18 protein-coding genes and 1 tRNA gene are annotated in these 18,965 nt (G+C 68.1%); 5 read left to right on the top strand and 14 right to left on the bottom strand.

Annotation, left to right across the window (positions count from 1 at the left end):
- Nucleotides 1–14 precede the first annotated feature (14 nt).
- A tRNA-Lys gene (locus BLQ61_RS09375) sits at nucleotides 15–90 on the top strand.
- Nucleotides 91–135: 45 nt separating this feature from the next.
- Here the strand turns inward: BLQ61_RS09375 and BLQ61_RS09370 are convergent.
- Together BLQ61_RS09370 and BLQ61_RS09365 are read right to left on the bottom strand one after the other, a co-directional pair.
- Complete coding sequence (locus BLQ61_RS09370; protein ID WP_091569184.1) at nucleotides 136–771, bottom strand: lambda exonuclease family protein; 636 nt, start codon at nucleotides 769–771, stop codon at nucleotides 136–138.
- On the bottom strand, nucleotides 758–1,390 hold the full coding sequence (locus BLQ61_RS09365; RefSeq protein ID WP_091569183.1) for an ERF family protein: 633 nt from the start codon (nucleotides 1,388–1,390) through the stop codon (nucleotides 758–760). Before BLQ61_RS09365 ends, BLQ61_RS09370 begins: the two co-directional genes overlap by 14 nt.
- Nucleotides 1,391–1,600: 210 nt before the next feature.
- On the opposite strand from BLQ61_RS09365, the gene BLQ61_RS09360 reads away from it, so the two are divergent.
- Nucleotides 1,601–1,942 (top strand): serine/threonine protein kinase, encoded by a 342-nt coding sequence (locus BLQ61_RS09360; protein WP_175488263.1) that lies wholly within the window; start codon nucleotides 1,601–1,603, stop codon nucleotides 1,940–1,942.
- Between the two features lie 44 nt (nucleotides 1,943–1,986).
- Here the strand turns inward: BLQ61_RS09360 and BLQ61_RS09355 are convergent, their stop codons facing one another.
- Both BLQ61_RS09355 and BLQ61_RS09350 read right to left on the bottom strand, forming a co-directional pair.
- Entirely contained in the window at nucleotides 1,987–2,904 is a 918-nt protein-coding gene (locus BLQ61_RS09355; RefSeq protein WP_091569181.1) for an SPFH domain-containing protein, read from the bottom strand.
- Nucleotides 2,905–2,957: 53 nt separating this feature from the next.
- Nucleotides 2,958–3,389 carry an NfeD family protein gene (locus BLQ61_RS09350; RefSeq protein WP_091569180.1) on the bottom strand — a complete coding sequence of 144 codons (432 nt, stop codon included), beginning with the start codon at nucleotides 3,387–3,389 and terminating at the stop codon, nucleotides 2,958–2,960.
- 266 nt (nucleotides 3,390–3,655) lie between these two features.
- Between BLQ61_RS09350 and BLQ61_RS09345 the strand changes: the two genes are divergently transcribed.
- Entirely contained in the window at nucleotides 3,656–6,037 is a 2,382-nt protein-coding gene (locus BLQ61_RS09345; RefSeq protein ID WP_091569178.1) for an arginine/lysine/ornithine decarboxylase, read from the top strand.
- A 108-nt stretch (nucleotides 6,038–6,145) separates the two neighbouring features.
- On the opposite strand, the gene BLQ61_RS09340 is transcribed toward BLQ61_RS09345, so the two are convergent.
- Nucleotides 6,146–7,201 (bottom strand): DNA ligase, encoded by a 1,056-nt coding sequence (locus tag BLQ61_RS09340; RefSeq protein ID WP_091569825.1) that lies wholly within the window; start codon nucleotides 7,199–7,201, stop codon nucleotides 6,146–6,148.
- Nucleotides 7,202–7,346: 145 nt separating this feature from the next.
- Complete coding sequence (gene fabI, locus BLQ61_RS09335) at nucleotides 7,347–8,147, bottom strand: enoyl-ACP reductase FabI (RefSeq protein WP_091569176.1); 801 nt, start codon at nucleotides 8,145–8,147, stop codon at nucleotides 7,347–7,349.
- Between the two features lie 49 nt (nucleotides 8,148–8,196).
- On the opposite strand from fabI, the gene BLQ61_RS09330 reads away from it, so the two are divergent.
- The gene (locus BLQ61_RS09330) at nucleotides 8,197–10,020 is read left to right on the top strand and encodes an extracellular solute-binding protein (RefSeq protein WP_091569175.1); all 1,824 of its coding nucleotides are present in this window, start codon (nucleotides 8,197–8,199) and stop codon (nucleotides 10,018–10,020) included.
- A 54-nt stretch (nucleotides 10,021–10,074) separates the two neighbouring features.
- On the top strand, nucleotides 10,075–10,548 hold the full coding sequence (locus BLQ61_RS09325; RefSeq protein ID WP_245703952.1) for a methyltransferase family protein: 474 nt from the start codon (nucleotides 10,075–10,077) through the stop codon (nucleotides 10,546–10,548).
- A 28-nt stretch (nucleotides 10,549–10,576) separates the two neighbouring features.
- Here the strand turns inward: BLQ61_RS09325 and BLQ61_RS09320 are convergent, their stop codons facing one another.
- From BLQ61_RS09320 to pheA, 8 genes are all read right to left on the bottom strand, one after another.
- Nucleotides 10,577–10,909, bottom strand: coding sequence for a ComEA family DNA-binding protein (locus tag BLQ61_RS09320; protein WP_091569173.1), 333 nt, complete (start codon nucleotides 10,907–10,909; stop codon nucleotides 10,577–10,579).
- A gap of 92 nt (nucleotides 10,910–11,001) precedes the next feature.
- On the bottom strand, nucleotides 11,002–12,150 hold the full coding sequence (gene lapB, locus BLQ61_RS09315) for a lipopolysaccharide assembly protein LapB (protein ID WP_091569171.1): 1,149 nt from the start codon (nucleotides 12,148–12,150) through the stop codon (nucleotides 11,002–11,004).
- Complete coding sequence (locus BLQ61_RS09310) at nucleotides 12,140–12,457, bottom strand: LapA family protein (protein WP_091569170.1); 318 nt, start codon at nucleotides 12,455–12,457, stop codon at nucleotides 12,140–12,142. Before BLQ61_RS09310 ends, lapB begins: the two co-directional genes overlap by 11 nt.
- A gap of 156 nt (nucleotides 12,458–12,613) precedes the next feature.
- Nucleotides 12,614–12,907, bottom strand: coding sequence for an integration host factor subunit beta (locus BLQ61_RS09305; RefSeq protein ID WP_091569168.1), 294 nt, complete (start codon nucleotides 12,905–12,907; stop codon nucleotides 12,614–12,616).
- A gap of 153 nt (nucleotides 12,908–13,060) precedes the next feature.
- Nucleotides 13,061–14,746, bottom strand: a complete 1,686-nt coding sequence (gene rpsA / locus BLQ61_RS09300; RefSeq protein ID WP_091569167.1) for a 30S ribosomal protein S1 — start codon at nucleotides 14,744–14,746, stop codon at nucleotides 13,061–13,063.
- A 185-nt stretch (nucleotides 14,747–14,931) separates the two neighbouring features.
- Complete coding sequence (locus tag BLQ61_RS09295; RefSeq protein WP_091569165.1) at nucleotides 14,932–16,947, bottom strand: bifunctional 3-phosphoshikimate 1-carboxyvinyltransferase/cytidylate kinase; 2,016 nt, start codon at nucleotides 16,945–16,947, stop codon at nucleotides 14,932–14,934.
- Nucleotides 16,947–17,831: a prephenate dehydrogenase gene (locus BLQ61_RS09290; RefSeq protein WP_091569820.1), complete on the bottom strand. Its 885-nt coding sequence runs from the start codon at nucleotides 17,829–17,831 to the stop codon at nucleotides 16,947–16,949. Before BLQ61_RS09290 ends, BLQ61_RS09295 begins: the two co-directional genes overlap by 1 nt.
- Nucleotides 17,831–18,928 (bottom strand): prephenate dehydratase, encoded by a 1,098-nt coding sequence (pheA, locus tag BLQ61_RS09285; RefSeq protein WP_091569164.1) that lies wholly within the window; start codon nucleotides 18,926–18,928, stop codon nucleotides 17,831–17,833. Before pheA ends, BLQ61_RS09290 begins: the two co-directional genes overlap by 1 nt.
- Between the last annotated feature and the right edge of the window lie 37 nt (nucleotides 18,929–18,965).

The raw sequence follows: 18,965 nt of genomic DNA, 5'->3' as shown, positions 1-18,965 counted from the left end.
CTTTTGAGAGCTGTGGGTCGTTAGCTCAGTCGGTAGAGCAGCGGACTTTTAATCCGTTGGTCGTTGGTTCGAATCCAACACGACCCACCACATCTTTGAACCCCTGCAATCGCAAGATTGCGGGGGTTTGCTGTTTCAGCCCTGCGGCGCCAGCTCAGGATTGCGATAGTTGCGGATCAGCTCCACCATGGCCTGCACCTCACCAGCGAACGCGGCCACGCTTTGTTCGAGCTGGCCGATATAGGCCTCGTCGCGCCATATGCGGCGCACGATCAGCCGCGCATTGACCGGAAACGCCGGGTTGAAGCTGACGAAATCCCACCACCTGCGCTGGGTGACCCAGAGGCAGCCCTGGATCTGTGCGGTATAGCAGGCCGGCTCGGCAGGCAAAGCCAGGTAGTCGGCATGGGTGCGCTTATGTGGGCACTTGATCTCCAGTCCGCCGTCGTCATCGATCAGGCCATCTGGGGAGATACCACAGGGCAGGCTGTCATGCAGGCAGAAACCCACTTCGGTGACGAAGTTGCCGGTCAGCGCCTCGTACAGCGCCCGCGCCGTGGGTTCGCGCTCGGTGCCCAGTTGCATCGCGGCCGAGGTGTAGGTTTCCGCCGGCTGCCCGGTGATGAGTTCCAGCGCCAGCTGTGTGGCGTAGGCGCGTCGGGTCAGGCCGCGCCCTCCTGCCAGCACATCGGCAAACCGGCTTCCCGTGGCCTTGCCCAGACGTGCCTGAAACCATTCAGGACTGCCCTGCGGCGCATCACTGATCCGCATTCGCTCCGTCCGACACCCGCTGCGCCACGGACTTCAGTTCCGCATGTCGTGCCGCCAATGCCATGCGCTCGTCGGGCATCGCGCTCTGCCAGAAGCTGCGATACGCCTCCAGACCGGCATTGGCGGCGCTGGTGGCGGCGTCCAGCAGATCCTGCGACGGAGCCGGTCCGATGGGCAAGGTTTCATCATTGGGGTCGATGTAGCTTTCCGGGTCCATCGCCATGGTGGGCACCACGAACTGCTGGAACAGTGCCGTGCGAAAGGCGATGGACTGCGCCTTGGTCACCGCCTTGTCGCCCGAGTCCATGGCCTCGCCATAACACTCGCTCACGACGAACGAGCCGTCCTCGGCGGAGAACTTGAAAGTACCCTTCAACGTGCAAAAGCGGATCGCGCGCCCGTCCTTGGGGTCGCCACGAAAGCGCTCGCCAATTTGCAGTTCCGAATAGCCGGGTGTCACAGTGATGCCATGCTTGACCAGCAGCGGCGACAGCTCGTTCATGGCCGACTCGATGCCGCGGAAGGTGTAGCCCTGCTGCACGTTGCGCTGCAGCTTGGCGATACCGGTGGTGGCGATGTCCTTCATGACGCCCAGGACGGCGGACTGAATCTTGCTCATGGTGCAGGCTCGGACGATGGTTCTGGATCGCGCCACCTTAGCCGCTTAACCGTGCAGCGGATGTAGGCCGAACCAGTGCCTGAAGGTGCGGCGCGGCTGGCGCGCAGAATCCGTGCCGGTCAGCTCCTACCCTTAATCTGGCTCTGCCCTCACCGGGCGGCGCATCGCCAGCCGTCAAGCTGCGATGCATTGCCATTCGAGGAGGTCTGTATGTCCATCAAAAGCGTTCCCGGTTCCGTTTCCGCCGATACCCCTGAAGAAGCTACTGCCCAGGCGGACACTGCCGCCGAGGCCAATGCCACCCTCAGCGCGGAGATGGACGTGTCCGATGGCCTTGACGACATCACGGCACATTCCTTCGACGACATTCCGAACGACGGACCACTGAATTTCGACGACGGCACGACCATGGAGCATCCGCGCGGCAACACCGAGCGCACCGGCGGCACCTGGGACGATGAAGGCGCCGACAGCGGCGATTTGGCCCCACCCGCCGAAATCATGTCCGACCGCGTCGAGCCCAGCGACGAGCCCGAGCGGCGCGAGCGTTAAAGCCAGGTCTGCGCCCGCATGCCGCTCCGGCCCTGCCAACGCTGTCAGGACGTGCGCGCGCCGGTCTTGATCATCTGCATGGCCGAGCCGATCAGTGATGAAACCTCGGTCATGTTGCTGGGCACGATGAGCGTGGTCGTGGCGTCTGCGGCCACCTTGCCGTAGGCCTCGACCGCTTTTTCGGCAACGCGCAGCTGCACTGCCTGCTCGCCCCCGGGCTGGCGGATGGCCGCTGCCACGCGTTCGATCGCCTGTGCCGACGCGGCCGCGACGGTGAGCAGGGCGGTGGCCTCGCCCTGGGCATTGTTGATGGCGGCCTGCTTCTCGCCTTCGGAGCGGGCGATGAAAGCCTCGCGCTCGCCGGTGGCGATGTTGATCTGTTCCTGCCGACGGCCTTCCGAGGCGGCGATCAGCGCGCGCTTTTCGCGTTCGGCGGTGATCTGCGCCTGCATGGCGCGCAGGATCTCGGCGGGCGGTGTCAGGTCCTTGATCTCGTAGCGCAGCACCTTTACGCCCCAGTTCAGCGCCGCCTCGTCGATGGCGGCCACCACCTGGGCATTGATCATGTCGCGCTCCTCGAAGGTCTTGTCCAGCTCCAGCCGGCCGATCACGCTGCGCAGCGAAGTCTGCGCCAGTTGCGTCACAGCCATGATGTAGTTGGACGAGCCGTAGCTGGCGCGCATCGGGTCGGTCACCTGGAAGTACAGGATGCCGTCCACCTGCAGCTGCGTATTGTCCTTGGTGATGCAGACCTGGCTGGGCACGTCCAGCGGGATTTCCTTCAGGCTGTGCTTGTAGGCGATACGGTCGATGAATGGAATGATGAAGCGCGGCCCGGGCGACAGCGTGCCGGCGTAGCGACCCAGGCGTTCCTTCACCCAGGCATGCTGCTGCGGCACGATCTGCACCGAGCGCACGATGAAGATCACGGCGATGATGAAAAGGACGATGGCGACTTCCATGGCGGCTTCCTGAAGGCGATGAGGGAATGAGAGCGACAGTGCTGGCCTGCAGACTACAGCGGGTCCACCAGCAGGCGGTTACCCACCAGCTCCGACACACGGTGCGGCCCCGCGATCGGCATGGCGCCCGGGCGGTGGATGGCCGTCCAGGTGGCGCCGCGGTAGCGCACCAGCGCCGTGCCATCGGGCAGCCAGGCATCGACCTGCACGGTCTCACCCACGTCCAGGTTCACGCTGCGGTCGCCGCGCGGCGGCGGATCACCCGGGCGCTGGCGCCGTGCCAGGTAGGCGGCACCTACGGTCGCCGCGCCCACGGCAGCGGCCACCAGCAACTGGGCCGATGAGCTCAGGCCGGCATGCGCCGCCACCGCACCTGCGGCCAGGCCGATGGCCAGCATCAACAGGTAGAAGGTGCCGGTCAGCAGCTCGGCGATCACCGCGATGCCGGCCATGAGCCACCACAGGGTTGCAGCTTCCAGATGCATGACTTGGGTCCATGCCTTGACAGGCAGAGTGATGGGAGAAAAGACGCCTTCTCCTGGTCCGTGTCTGTTGCAGGTGGAAAAGACGAGGGCGCCAGGAACAGGGCGTTGCAGGGCGGGCCGCGCGATGCAGCGGCCGGGTCTGCAAGCAAGTTGAAACACTCCAGGGATTCTGTGCGAAATACCGCGCGCCGGGCAGGGCACGGCGGCATATTCCGTACACTTCGCCCCTTTTCGCCACCCCCCACCCCGCAGCCCGGAGGCAGCGCATGAAATTCCGCTTTCCCATCGTCATCATCGACGAGGACTACCGCTCCGAAAACACCTCGGGCCTGGGCATCCGCGCGCTGGCGCAGGCCATCGAGGCCGAGGGCTTCGAAGTACTGGGCGTGACCAGCTACGGCGACCTGACGCAGTTCGCGCAGCAGCAAAGCCGGGCCAGCGCCTTCATCCTGTCCATCGACGACGAGGAATTCACCCTGGGCACCGGCCACGACCCGATCGTGCTGAGCCTGCGCAACTTCATCAGCGAGGTGCGCAGGAAGAACGCCGATGTGCCGATCTACGTGCACGGCGAGACCAAGACCGCGCGCCACCTGCCCAACGACATCCTGCGCGAGCTGCACGGCTTCATCCATATGTTCGAGGACACGCCGGAGTTTGTCGCCAAGCACATCATCCGCGAGGCCAAGGCCTACCTGGAGAGCGTGCAGCCGCCGTTCTTCAAGGCGCTGCTGGACTATGCCGAGGACGGTTCGTACTCGTGGCACTGCCCCGGCCACTCGGGCGGCGTGGCGTTCCTGAAGAGCCCGGTGGGCCAGATGTTCCACCAGTTCTTCGGCGAGAACATGCTGCGCGCCGACGTGTGCAACGCGGTGGAGGAACTTGGCCAGCTGCTGGACCACAACGGCGCCATCGGCGAAAGCGAGCGCAACGCCGCGCGCATCTTCAACGCCGACCACTGCTTCTTCGTCACCAACGGCACGTCGACCAGCAACAAGATGGTCTGGCACCACACCGTGGCGCCGGGCGACGTGGTGGTGGTGGACCGCAACTGCCACAAGTCCATCCTGCACTCGATCATCATGACGGGCGCGGTGCCGGTGTTCCTGAAACCCACGCGCAACCACTTCGGCATCATCGGCCCGATCCCCAAATCCGAGTTCGAGCCTGCGACGATCCAGGCCAAGATCCGCGCCAACCCGCTGCTCAAGGGCGTCGATCCCAAGAAGGTGAAGCCGCGCGTCATGACGCTGACGCAGTCCACCTACGACGGCGTGCTCTACAACACCGAGACCATCAAGGGCATGCTCGACGGCTACGTCGACAACCTGCACTTCGACGAGGCCTGGCTGCCGCACGCAGCCTTCCACCCGTTCTACGGCACCTACCACTCCATGGGCAAGAAGCGCGCGCGGCCGAAGGAGTCGGTGGTCTACGCCACGCAGTCCATCCACAAGCTGCTGGCCGGCATCAGCCAGGCCAGCCACGTGCTGGTGCAGGACAGCCAGACCACCAAGCTGGACCGCCACCTGTTCAACGAGGCGTACCTGATGCACACCTCGACCAGCCCGCAGTACAGCATCATCGCCAGCTGCGACGTGGCCGCCGCCATGATGGAGCCGCCCGGCGGCACCGCGCTGGTCGAGGAGTCGCTGCTGGAAGCCCTGGACTTCCGCCGCGCCATGCACCAGGTCGAGCAGGAGTTCGGCAAGAACGACTGGTGGTTCAAAGTCTGGGGCCCGCAGGACATCGTGGAAGAGGGCCTGGGCACGGCCGAGGACTGGATCTTCCGCACGGGCGGCAAGGGCAGGAACAAGAAGGGCGGGGCGGCCAAGTGGCACGGCTTCGGCGACCTGGCCGACGGCTTCAACATGCTCGACCCGATCAAGTCCACGGTCGTCACGCCGGGCCTGAACCTGGACGGCAGCTTCGACAAGACCGGCATCCCGGCCAGCATCGTCACCAAGTACCTGGCCGAGCACGGCGTGGTGGTGGAAAAGACCGGCCTGTACTCGTTCTTCATCCTGTTCACCATTGGCATCACCAAGGGCCGCTGGAACACGCTGCTGGCCGCGCTGCAGCAGTTCAAGGACGACTACGAGAAGAACCAGCCGATGTGGCGCATCCTTCCGGAGTTCTGCCAGCAGTACAAGCGCTACGAGCGCATGGGCCTCAAAGACCTGTGCCAGCACGTGCACCAGCTCTACGCGCAATACGACGTGGCGCGCCTGACGACCGAAATGTACCTGTCGGACCTGACGCCGGCCATGAAGCCCAGCGACGCCTACGCGCACATCGCCCACCGCAAGACCGAGCGCGTGGAGATCGACCAGCTGGAAGGGCGCATCACCACCAGCCTGATCACGCCGTACCCGCCGGGCATCCCGCTGTTGATCCCCGGCGAGGTGTTCAACAAGAAGATCGTCGACTACCTGAAGTTCTCGCGCGAATTCTCCAAGTTGTGCCCGGGCTTCGAGACCGACATCCACGGCCTGGTGGAGATCGAGGACGAGAACGGCCATGTGCGCTACTACGCCGACTGCGTGACCGCGCAGGAGACCGACATCCCGAAGTCGCGCAGCAACGCCGGCAAGGGCAAGAAGCTGGTGCAGGTGGGCGACGACGGAGCCTACAGCCGCATCATCTGACGCCCCTTCGGACAGACTTGGGCTGCGGTGGGGAGCATGCTTCCTCCCGCGGCCCATCGTATTTCTGCGCTCTATATTCGATAGCTGCTTGCCCTTCATTCATAAGGGCTAACGGCCTTTTTTGCTTGAATCTTGCGCCGGCGCGCCCGGCGGCGGCACATCGGCCCGCACGCGCCAGAAGCGCGCGAAGCGCGGCAGGCCGCTGCCGGCGTGCAGGCCGTTGTAGCGGTAGGTCACGGTGCTGCCCAGGGGCGGCGGCGCGCGCCGCAGCGCGTCGGTCAGGCCGCTGCCCAGGCGCAGCCGCTGGCCGTCCGGCAGCTCGACCAGCAGGGCGCCGGTCTGGCCGGCGTACTTGCCCTGGCCGGGCAGGTGGGCGACGACCACGCCTTCCGCATCCTCGAAAGACTTCACCTTGAGCAGGTCGCCGCTGCGCCCGGCGCGGTGCGGTGCGTCGCCCCGGCGCAGCATCAGGCCTTCGGCACCGGCCTTTTCATAGCGCGCCAGCTGCGCCATCAGCGCGTCGTGGCCGGCGACGCGCCATTGCGCCACGGCCTGCACCCAGGGCTGGTGCAGCCCGGCGATGTGCGCATTGAGCGCGGGCAGGCGCTGGTCGAACGAGCCCGGGTGTGCCGGCAGGTCGAACACCATGTAGCGCAGCGTGCGCCACTGGGTGTCCACCGGAACGGTCTGCGCCACCGCCGACTGCGCGTCGGCAAAGCGCCCGCGCCCGGCCCACAGTTCGCCGTCCATCGGCGTGGCCGGCCAGCCCGCCGTGAACCAAGCCGGCGCGCGGATCGGCAGGCCCTGGCGGGACAGCAGCCGACGCCCGTCCCACAGCGCCCGCACGCCGTCGTATTTCTCGCTGACCCAGTAGTGCGCCAGCTCCACGCTGCCGCGCTGGTAGCTCTGGGCCAAGGCCGGGGCAGGCGCAGCACCGGGCGCTGCTGCCGACTTCGGTGGCGCGAACGCGTCAGGAGCAGCAAGCAGGGCTGCCGCTGGTGCCGCCGGTGCGGCGGTTGGCGCCTGCGCGGCGCTCGCGGTGCACACCAGCGCAACTGCGCCGATCCACCCGCGGGCTTTGGAGCCAAGCGGCCAGTGCTGGCGGCCCACCGCAGGCACGGGCGCGGCCTGGCGCTGCACCTGGTGCAGGGCAGGGATTTTCATAAACCATAGCTCCTGGCACATGGCTGGCAGGGGCTGGAGGCCCAAAAGACCCAAAAAAACCCGCAGGCGCCGGGTGCGCGCTGCGGGTCGGTGTGCGGCGTGATCATCAGCGGCGCCGCGTGGTGTTGATGGCCGGTCCGGCTGCTCAGACCTGGTCCGCCGACAGTCCCGCTGTCTGGCTGAAGCCGCCATCCACATAGGTGACCTCGGCCGTCACGCCGCTGGCCAGGTCGGACAGCAAAAACGCCGCGGCATTGCCCACGTCCTCGATGGTCACGTTGCGCCGCAGCGGCGAGGCGTCGGCCACGCGCGACAGCAGCTTGCCGAAGTCCTTGATGCCGCTGGCCGCCAGCGTCTTGATCGGGCCGGCACTGATGCCGTTCACACGGATGGCGCGCCCGTCCTGGGTGCAGCCCACCGCCTCGGCGAGATACCGCACCGACGCCTCCAGGCTGGCCTTGGCCAGGCCCATGGTGTTGTAGTTCGGGATGGAGCGCAGCGCGCCCAGGTACGACAGCGTCAGCAGCGCCGACTTGTCCTTCAGGTGCGGCAGGGCAGCCTTGGCCATGGCCGGGAAGCTGTAGGCGCTGATGTCGTGCGCGATGCGGAAGTTCTCGCGGCTCAATCCGTCCAGGAAGTTGCCGGCGATGGCCTCGCGCGGTGCAAAGCCGATGCTGTGCACGAAGCCGTCGAACTGCCCCCAGGCCTCGTGCAGGCCGGCCATCATGCGCTCGATCTGCGCGTCCTCGGCCACGTCGCAGTCGAACACCAGCGAGGAGCCGAACTCGGCGGCAAACTCGGTGATCCGGTCCTTGAAGCGCTCGCCCACGTAGCTGAAGGCCAGCTCGGCGCCCTGCTGGCGGCAGGCGCGGGCGATGCCGTAGGCGATCGAGCGGTTGGACAGCACGCCCGTGACGAGCAGCTTCTTGCCGGCGAGGATTCCCATCGTTGTTCTCTCCAAAATTGCAGTGTTTCCAGTGATGCAGAATTGTCGCATGCGGTATTGGCTGAACAGTTTGCGGGTGGCCACGTGCGCGGCGCTGCTGGCCGCCCCCACGGCGTGGGCCGCGCACGCCTATGCGATGTGGGGCGAGCCAAAGCTGCCCGCCGATTTCACGCACCTGCCCTATGTGAACCCCGACGCCCCCAAGGGCGGTGAGCTGCGCCTGGTGAGCAACCTGCGCGTGTCCACCTTCGACAAGTACAACCCCTTCACCATCCGCGGCAGCGCGCCGGCCTACCTGTCGGCGCTGCTGTTCGACACGCTGCTGGTGGGCTCGATGGACGAGACGGCCACCGGCTACGGCCTGCTGGCCGAGGACGTCGCGGTGGCGCCGGACGGCCTGTCGGCCACCTTCCGGCTGCGGCCCGAGGCACGCTTTCACAACGGCAAGCCGGTCACCGCGCAGGACGTCGAGCACAGCTACGACACGCTGGTCGGTCCGTTCACGTCGCCGGGCTACAAGACCATGCTGATGGACGTGGCCGGCGTCGACGTGCTGGACGCGCGCCGCGTGCGCTTTCGGTTCCACCGGCCGAACCGCGAACTGCCGCTGACCGTGGGCGGCCTGCCCATCTTCAGCCGCGACTGGGGCCTGGGCGAGGACGGGCGCCCCAAGCCCTTCGACCAGGTGGTGATGGACATCCCCATCGGCAGCGGCCCCTACCGCATCGGTCCGGTGAGCTTCGGCAAGGACATCACCTATGTGCGTGACCCCGAGTACTGGGCGCGCGACCTGCCGGTGCGCCGCGGCACGGCCAACTTCGACCGCATCCTGGTCAAGATCTACAAGGACGGCACGGCGCGGCTGGAAGCCCTGAAGGCCGGCGAGTTCGACCTGATGCGCTTTTTCAGCGCCGGCGACTGGGCGCGGCGTGTGAACGGCAAGAAGTTCGGCTCGGGCGAGCTGGTCAAGGGCGAGTTCGCCAACAAGCTGCCGCTGGGCTTTCAGAGCTATGTGCTCAACACCCGCCGGCCGCTCCTGCAGGACCGCCGCGTGCGCGAAGCCCTCGGCCTGGCCTACGACTTCGAGTGGATGAGCCGGCGGCTGTTCTACGGCGCCTACACGCGCGTGCGCGGCCTGTTTGGCAACACCGTGTGTGAAACGCACGGCCTGCCGTCGCCGGAGGAGGTCGCGCTGCTGGAGCCTTTCCGCGCGCAGCTCCCCGCCAGCGTCTTCGGCCCCATGGCCGAGCCGCCGGCGCCGCAGGACGCCGCCGCGCTGCGCGCGAACCTGCGCCGCGCCCAGGCGCTGCTCAAGGACGCGGGCTGGGAGGTACGCGACGGCCTGCTGCGCAACGTCTGGGGCGAGCCCTTCGTGCTGGAGTACATGGACAGCAGCGAGGGCGGCATGCGCACGCTGTCGTCGTGGATGCGCAACCTGCAAACGCTCGGCATTACGCTCAAGTTCCGCTCGGTGGATTTCGCGCTGTACCAGCAGCGGCTGCAAAAGTTCGACTTCGACATCACCACCATCGCCTACCAGGGCACGAACAACCCGGGCCAGGAGTTCGCCGACCTGTTCGGCAGCGCGGCGGCGGATCAGGAAGATTCGGGCAACTTCCCCGGCGTGAAGAACCCGGCGGTGGACGCCGCCATCCAGGCCATGGTCACCGCCAAGACGCTGCAGGACATGCTGCCGGCCTGCCACGCGCTGGACCGCATCGTCGCCCACGAGCACTATTTGATCCCGCAGTGGGCCGGTGGCGCGCACCGCATGGTCTACAACGCCTGGACGCTGGCGCTGCCCCCGGTCGTGCCGCCGTACTCGCCCGGCGAGATGTGGGCCATCGACACCTGGTGGTCGAAAAAACCATAGCTGTCAGCCCCCGTATCTATTGGGCTGAAGGCTGTTTTGAAGGATATTTTCTAGATGGATCTGCAGCCGCTCGAACACCGCGTGCCGCCGCCTGTGGTGGCGTTGCTGTGCGCACTGCTGGCCTGGGGGCTGGACAGGGCGGTGCCCGAGGCGCGCTTAGGGTTGCCGCGCAACCTGCCGCTGGCCCTGGGCCTGGCGACCGCGCTGCTGGGCGTGGCGCTGGACGCCTGGGCGCTGTGGACCTTCCGCCGCCACCAGACCACACCCAATCCCTTGGTCCCACAGCGCACCCGGCTGGTGGTGCAGGCCGGGCCGTACGCCTTCACGCGCAATCCCATGTATGTTGGCCTGGCGCTGCAGCTGCTGGGCGCTGCCCTCTGGCTGGGCAACCCGCTGGCGCTGGTCGCGCCGGTGCTGTTCGTCGCCTGGGTCACGCGCTGGCAGATCCAGCCGGAGGAGCGGGTACTGCGCGAGAAGTTCGGCCCGGACTACGAGTGCTACTGCGCGCGGGTGCGCCGCTGGCTGTAGCAGGCGTCGGCGAATGCGCGCTGAACAGTCAGGGCGCAGCACGTGCCGCCTGCGGCGGCGCCGGTTCCCATGCCTGCCCGGCCACGGTCAGGCCCTGCTGCGACAGCCGTGCGGCCAGCGCTGGCCCGACGCCCCGTACACGCGCGACCAAATCCGGCCAGCCATCGAAGGGCTGCTCGGCACGCGCCGCCAGAATGCGCCGCGTGGTGGCTGGCCCCAGGCCGCGCAGGCCGTCCAGCTGGGCTTCGGTGGCCTGGTTGGCGTCGATGGTGGCCGGCACGGGCTGTGCAGCGCTGGCCCAGGCCGGCCAGCCCAGGCCAGCCACGGCGGCGCACAGGATCAGGGAGCGGACGAAGCGCATGGCGGGCCTCCACGGGCGATGTGTCAGGGGCTGACACTGTGCAACCGCTGGCAGCCGCCGGCAAGCCGGGAATGGCCCGCCGTGCGCCTGCGCTACAGCTCCTCGACGCGCCGCGCCGGGTAGCTGTCCCAGCTCTGGCAGCCAGGGCATTGCCAGAAGTGCTGGCGCGCCTCGAAACCGCAGGCGGCGCAGCGGTAGCGCGTCAGCGGCCGGCTGGCGTGTTCCAGCGCGCGCTGCACCTTGGGCTGCGCCTGCGGCTGCGACAGCGTCTCGCCGGCCAGCCAGCGCGTGGCGGCGACCAGCGAGGGCTCGCGCTCCAGGTGGCGCAGGTACCAGTCGCGCGCGGGCGTGGCGCCACCGCCCTCCAGCGCGACGATGGCGTCCAGCAGGTCCAGCGATGGCAGTTCCTGGTACTGCCGGGTTAGCAGGGTGTGCGCTTCGGACTCCTGCCCAGTGGCGGCAGCGGCCTCGACCAGCAGCGGCGCGGCCAGGGGCAGGGCGGCGGGGGCGACGCCGGCCAGCTCGTGCAGCACGCGCAGTGCGGCACGCGCGTCGCCGCGCCGCTGGTGCAGCCGCGCCAGCTCGATGCGCGCGCGCCCGGCCTGCGGCGCGGCGGTGACCGCCTGCAGCAACAGCGACTGGGCGGCATCCAGCTCGCCGTGCGCGGTATGGGCCAGCGCCTGCTCGCACAGGTAGTGCGCCTGGCGCGTGCCGAAGTCGCCTTGGTGCGCCGCCTGCATGCGCCGGGCGATCTCGGTGGCCTGAGGCCAGTCGCGCGAGCGCTCATAGATCGCCAGCAGCGCCAGCCGCGCCTGCGCCTCGAAGGGGGTGCCCTCCAGGCGGCGCAGCGCGTCCTCGGCGCGGTCTAGCAGTCCGGCCTTTAGGAAGTCCAGCGCCAGCGCATGCTGGGCGCGCTCGCGGTCGCCGCGCGACAGGTCGCCGCGCGACAGCAGGTGCTCGTGCACGCGCACGGCGCGGTTGTATTCGCCGCGCCGGCGAAACAGGTTGCCCAGGGCGAAATGCAGCTCGGTTGTGTCCGGGTCGTTCTGCACTGCCTCGATGAAGGCGTCGATGGCCTGGTCCTGCTGCTCGTTCAGCAGGTAGTTCAAACCCTTGAAGTACGCCTTGGGCGCGCGCCGGCTGTCCTGGCGCAGCTGGCGCAGGTCCAGGCGCGAGGCCAGCCAGCCCAGGGCGAAGGCGACGGGAAGGCCGAGGACGATCCAGCTGAGGTCAAATTCCATGCATGGGGCTCTGGGCGAGCGCAGCTTCGGTGTCGGGGGCGATGGCCGGAGCGGGCGCTGCTGGCGCAGCCGCTACTGGCGCCTGGGCGCGCAGCGCGGCGTTGCGGTGCCGCCACCAGCGCGGCACCATGCCCAGCACGCCGACCGCCACGCCCAGGGCAAAGGCGCTCAGCACCACCAGCACCAGCGGCGCCGTCCAGTGCGTGCCGAAGAAGAAATGCACCGTCGTGCCCTGCTGGTTGTTCAGCGCGAAGGCGAAGAGGGTGAAAAAAATGGCTGCCTTGAGCAGCCACAGAACGTATTTCATAGTCAGGCGATCCGGCGGGCCGGCGCCATTCTAAGGCGTCGGCCCGCCACAGCCACCGGATGGCGGTTTCGCCATGGTTTATGCCAAAACTGGCCTTTGGCCCATATGGAGAAAGGGCAATCAGCTATTAATTCAGGAGCGTAACTGTGCCTGCCTTCAGTGGGACGGTGGTCGCTGGTCCACCGCCTCGCGCAGCGCCTTGCCGGGCTTGAAGTGCGGCACGCGCTTTTCCGGGATGGGCACGGCCTGGCCAGTGCGCGGGTTGCGACCCATGCGCGGCGGCCGGCGGGTGACGGAGAAGCTGCCGAAGCCGCGGATCTCGATGCGGTGGCCGCGCACCAGCGCATCGCCCACGGCATCCAGGATGGTCTTGACGGCCAGCTCGGCGTCGCGCTGGGTGAGCTGCGCGAAGCGCGCCGCAAGTTCCTCGACGAGATCGGATCGGGTCATGGCCTGGCCTGCTGTCCAATGGAGAAAAGCACATCAAAAAAGAGCGGGCGCCCGAGGCGCCCGCTGCTGGGAATGCTACTAGCCCGGGCGCATGGCGCGCTGCGGGCCCGGGCGGCAGGGCCTGCACAGGGCAGGCCGCGCCGCCGCGCCGGATCACTTGTCCGAGTTGTCCAGCTTGGCGCGCAGCAGTGCGCCCAGGCTGGTGGTACCGGCGTTTTCCTTGGCCGACTGGGCCGACAGGTGGGCCATGGCGCCTTGCTCGTCGACCATGTCCTTTTGCTTGATGGACAGTTGGATGTTGCGCGTCTTGCGGTCCACGTTGACCACCACGGCGGAGACTTCGTCGCCTTCCTTGAGCACGTTGCGGGCATCTTCCACGCGGTCGCGGGAGATTTCCGAGGCGCGCAGGTAGCCCACGATATCCTGGCCCAGGTCGATCTCGGCGCCACGGGCGTCCACGGTCTTGACCTTGCCGGAGACGATCTGGCCCTTGTCGTTCACCGTCACGAAGGTCGTGAAGGGGTCCTGGTCCAGCTGCTTGATGCCCAGCGAGATGCGCTCGCGGTCCACGTCCACGGCCAGCACGATGGCCTCGACTTCCTGGCCCTTCTTGTAGTTGCGCACGGCGGCTTCGCCGGGCTCGTTCCAGGACAGGTCGGACAGGTGCACCAGGCCGTCGATGCCGGCAGCCAGGCCGACGAACACGCCGAAGTCGGTGATCGACTTGATCGGACCCTTGACGCGGTCGCCGCGCTTGGTGTCCTGCGCGAATTCCTGCCACGGGTTGGCCTTGCACTGCTTCATGCCCAGGCTGATGCGGCGCTTGTCCTCGTCGATGTCCAGGACCATCACCTCGACCTCGTCGCCCAGGCTGACCAGCTTGGACGGCGCGACGTTCTTGTTGGTCCAGTCCATCTCGGACACGTGCACCAGGCCCTCGATGCCAGGCTCCAGCTCGACGAAGGCGCCGTAGTCGGCGATGTTGGTGACCTTGCCGAACAGGCGCGTGCCCGACGGGTAGCGGCGCGACACGCCCAGCCACGGGTCGTCGCCCATCTGCTTGAGGCCCAGCGAGACGCGGTTCTTCTCGGTGTCGAAGCGCAGGATCTTGGCGGTGAGTTCCTGGCCGGCGTGCACCACCTCGGAGGGGTGGCGGACACGGCGCCAGGCCATGTCGGTGATGTGCAGCAGGCCGTCGATGCCGCCCAGGTCCACGAACGCACCGTATTCGGTGATGTTCTTGACCACGCCGTTGACGATGGCGCCTTCCTTGAGCGTCTCCATCAGCTTGGCGCGCTCTTCGCCCATCGAGGCTTCCACCACGGCGCGGCGCGAGAGCACCACGTTGTTGCGCTTGCGGTCGAGCTTGATGACCTTGAATTCCAGGGTCTTGTTCTCGTAGGGCGTCAGGTCCTTGACCGGACGGGTGTCAATCAGCGAGCCGGGCAGGAAGGCACGGATGCCGTTGACCAGCACGGTGAGGCCACCCTTGACGCGGCCGGAGGTGGTGCCGGTGACGAATTCGCCGGACTCCAGCGCCTTTTCCAGCGCCAGCCAGGAGGCCAGGCGCTTGGCGGTGTCGCGCGACAGGATAGTGTCGCCGTAGCCGTTTTCGATCGAGCCGATGGCGACCGACACGAAGTCGCCCACCTGGACTTCGATCTCGCCCTGGTCGTTCTTGAACTCGTCGATCGGCACATAGGCCTCGGACTTCAGGCCGGCGTTCACGACCACGAAGTTATGCTCGACGCGCACCACTTCAGCAGTGATGACCTCGCCGGGACGCATCTCGGTGCGTTGCAGCGATTCCTCGAACAGGGCGGCAAAAGATTCAGACATGTGGTTCCTTGTCCACGCGACAGGTTTCCACGGGCACCATTGCCCGTGTGGTTATGGCTGTCGGTGAAGGTGCTTGCGGCATCGCGCCGCGGGGTTGAAGGTGGAAAACCGCCCGGCCGGTGCGCTGCAGTGCAGCGCCAGCGGCAGCCGTGCGGGCCAGAAAAACCGGCCCTTCGACGCGAAGATCAGAAGGGCTGGCGTGCCTGCCACCAGGCAATCACCTGTGCCACGGCCTCGTCGATCGTGAGCAGGGAGTTGTCCAGTACCAGCGCATCCTCGGCGGGTCTGAGCGGTGCGACGGCGCGATTCGCATCGCGCGCATCGCGCGCTTCCAGGTCCGCGCGAAGGTCGGCAATTGTACTGGAAATGCCCTTGGAAATCAATTGCTTATGGCGCCGCTCGGCGCGTACGGCGGCGCTGGCCGTCAGGTACACCTTCAGCGGCGCCTGCGGAAAGATGACGGTGCCCATGTCACGCCCGTCGGCCACCAGGCCGGGCAGGCGGCGGAACGACAGCTGCAGCGCCACCAACGCCTCGCGCACCTGCGCCAGGGTGGATACGCGCGAGGCGTTCATGCCGGCTTCCTCGGTGCGGATGGCGTCGGTGATGTCGTCCGCTCCCAGCCAGATGCTGCCGCCCGCGAAGCGCACCGGCAGCGTGCGCGCCAGCGCGGCCAGCTCGGGCTCGTGCTGCGCGTCGATCGGGATGCCGGCGCGCATCGCCGCCAGCGCCGTGGTGCGGTACATGCTGCCCGAATCCAGGAAGTGGTAGCCCAGCCGCTGCGCCACCGCCGCGGCCACGGTGCCCTTGCCCGAGGCGGTGGGCCCGTCGATGCAGATCACCGGGATGTGCTCTGGCGGCGTCTGCGCCACGCTGAACAGCGCTTCGAAATAATCAGGGAAGGTCTTGGCCACACAGCGCGGGTCCTGGATGCGCACCGGCAGTCCGGCCGGGTTGAAGGCCGCCAGCGAGAAGCACATCGCCACGCGGTGGTCGTCGTAGGTGTGGATGCTGGCGGCACGCCAGTCAGCCGCAGCGGGCAGGGGGTGCACGCGCAGCCAGTCAGCGCCTTCCTCGACGCGGGTGCCCAGCTTGCGCAGCTCGTAGACCATGGCGGCGATGCGGTCGGTTTCCTTCACGCGCCAGCTGGCGATGTTGCGCAGTGTGGTCGGGGCGTCGGCATACAGCGCCATCACCGCCAGCGTCATGGCGGCGTCGGGGATGTGGTTGCAGTCCAGGTCGATGCCCCTGAGCGGCCAGGCGCCGCGCTCGATCTGCAGCCAGCCCGGGCCGCCCTGCACGCGCGCGCCCATCGCCTGCGCCGCCTCGACGAAGCGGATGTCGCCCTGGATGGAATCCAGCCCCACGCCCAGGATTTTCAGGGCATTTTGCCCTTCAGCCGGCGTGGTCAAAGCGCCAAGCGCTATGAAATAGCTAGCGGAAGAAGCATCCGCCTCGACGTGGATGCTGCCCGGCGAGGCGTAGCGGCTGCCGGCCGGAATGGTGAAGCGTTGCCAGTCTTCGTGTCGCACCGCGATGCCGAAGCGCGCCAACAGCTCCAGCGTGATGTGGATGTAGGGTCGCGAGATCAGCTCGCCTTCCACCTCGATCACCACGTCCTGCGTGGCCGCCGCCAGTGGCAGTGCCATCAGCAGCGCCGTCAGGAACTGACTGGAGACATCGCCGCGCACGCGGATCGGCGCCTCCAGGCGCAGCGTGGGCGCACCGCCGGTGTGGCCAATGCGCAGCGGCGGATAGCCGTCGTTGCCCAGGTAGTCGATGCCGCAGCCGAGCTGGCGCAGCGCGTCCACCAGGTCCCCAATCGGCCGCTCGTGCATGCGCGGCACGCCCGACAGCGTGAACTCGCCGCCCAGCAGTGCCAGCGCCGCCGTCAGCGGTCGGATGGCGGTGCCGGCGTTGCCCATGAACAGTTGTGCGGGCGAATGTGGCGCGCTACCGCCCAGGCCGGTGATGCGCACCGGGCCGCCGGCGGGTTCCTCCACGCCGCAGCCGAGCTGGCGCAACGCGTCCAGCATCACCCGTGTGTCGTCGGAGGCCAGCAGGTCGTGCACCTCGGTGGTGCCGGCGCTCAGGGCGGCCAGCAGCAGCACGCGGTTGGAAATGCTCTTGGAGCCGGGCAGCCGGACGCTGCCGCCAGCGCCCGCCAGGGGCGGGACGTCGAGGAAGGCGGTGGTGTACATCAGGAATCCGTCGGCAGGGCGTAGTCGCCCAGGCGCCAGCGCGCGCGGGCGGTGCTGGCCAGGGTGATGAGGTCGTGCAGCAGCTGGCCGTCGCCGGCGCGCATGGCCTGCTGCAGCATGTCCAGCGCGGCGGCGAACTGTTGCGACTGCGCCAGCACCTGCTCGCGGTTGGCCAGCAGCACGTCGCGCCACAGGGCCGGGTCGCCGGCGGCGATGCGCGTGAAATCGCGAAAGCCCGGCCCCGCCAGCGCCAGCAGGCGTTCGGCGTCGGGCTGCGACTGGATGGCGCCCATCAGCGCGAAGGCCAGCAAATGTGGCAGGTGGCTGACGGCGGCGAATGCCGCGTCGTGCGCCTCGGGCGCCATGCTGCTGACGCGGCAGCCCAAGGCGCTCCACAGCGCGCGGGCGCGCTGGAGCTGTGCGGTCAGTGTGCGTTCAGTGGGCGTCAAAATGACCTGCGCGCCTTGGTACAGCTGGGCATCGGCATGCTCCACCCCGGCCACCTCGCGTCCGGCGATCGGGTGCGCCGGCACAAAGGAGCCGACGCGCTCGCGTAGCGCGTCGCGCGCGGCCTGCACCACATCCTGCTTGGTCGAGCCCACGTCCATGATCAGCGTGGTGGGCGTGACCAAGTGGCGGATGGCCTTTAACGTGGCCTCGGTGGCGGCCACCGGCACGGCCAGCAGCACCACGTCGGCGCCGGCCACGGCCAGCAGGGCCGAGGGCGCCTCGACGTCGATCACGCCCAGCTGGCGCGCGCGCTCGGTGGTCGAGGGCGACTTGCTGTAGCCGACCACGCGCTTGACCAGCCCGGCGCGCTTGCACGCCAGCGCGAACGAGCCGCCCATCAGGCCGCAGCCGATCAGGCCCAGCTGCTCGAACATCACGCCGCCACCGGGTAGGCGCCCAACATCTTGTAGAAGGCGCACAGCTGCTGCAGCTCGGCCAGGGCAGCGGCCACGCTGGGCTGCGCCGGGTGGCCCGCCAGGTCGATGTAGAAGTAGTACTCCCACTGGCCGGTGCGCGCCGGGCGCGACTCGAAACGCGTCATCGACACGCCGTGGCGCTTGAGCGGCACCAGCAGGTCGTGCACCGCGCCAGGACGGTTGGGCACGGAAATGATCAGGCTGGTGCAGTCCTTGCCAGAGGGCGCGGGCGTGGCCAGCGTGTGCGGCAGGCAAATGACGGCGAAGCGGGTGCGGTTGTAGGCGTCGTCCTGAATGGCGCGCGCCACCACGTGCAGGCCGTACTGCTGCGCCGCACGCTCGCTGGAGATGCCGGCCCAGGCCGGGTTGGTGGCGGCCAGGCGGGCCCCTTCGGCGTTGCTGGCCACCGGCCGGCGCTCGGCGTGCGGCAGGTGCTTGGCCAGCCAGGCGTGGCACTGGGCCAGCGCCTGCGGGTGCGCCAGCACGGCCTCGATCCCCTCGGCCGAAGGGCTGGTGCGCAGCAGGTTGTGCCGCACCAGCAGGCTGACCTCGCCGACCACGTGGCAGGGGGTGTGCAGGAACATGTCCAGCGAGCGCGTGACCACGCCCTCGTTGGAGTTCTCCACGCCGACCACGCCGTACTGCGCGCCGCCGGCGGCCGTGGCGTGGAACACCTCGTCGAAGCTGTTGCAGTACATCAGGTCGGCCGCGCCGCCAAAGTACTCGATCGCCGCCGCCTCGCAGAACGTGCCCTCGGGCCCGAGCACAGCTACGCGCTGCGGCGACTCCAGCGCCAGGCAGGCCGACATGATCTCGCGCCAGATGGCCGCGACGTGGGCATCACGCAGCGGGCCCGGGTTGGCGCCGGTGATCTTCTCGATGACCTGCGCCACCCGGTCGGGACGGAAGAACGGCGTGCCCTCGCGCTTCTTTAATTCACCCACCTGCTCAGCCACCAGGGCGCGCTGGTTGAGCAGGGAAAGCAGCTGCTGATCGAGGCTGTCGATCTGCACGCGCAGGCTGGCAAGGTCGGGCGAGGCGGAAGGGCTGGTCATCGTGGGCAGGGCAGGGGTGAACCGGCCGCCAGGCCGT

The sequence above is a fragment of the Oryzisolibacter propanilivorax genome (genome assembly GCF_900103645.1).
Taxonomy (GTDB): domain Bacteria; phylum Pseudomonadota; class Gammaproteobacteria; order Burkholderiales; family Burkholderiaceae_C; genus Melaminivora; species Melaminivora propanilivorax.
This window is presented reverse-complemented; position numbering and strand designations above follow the sequence as displayed.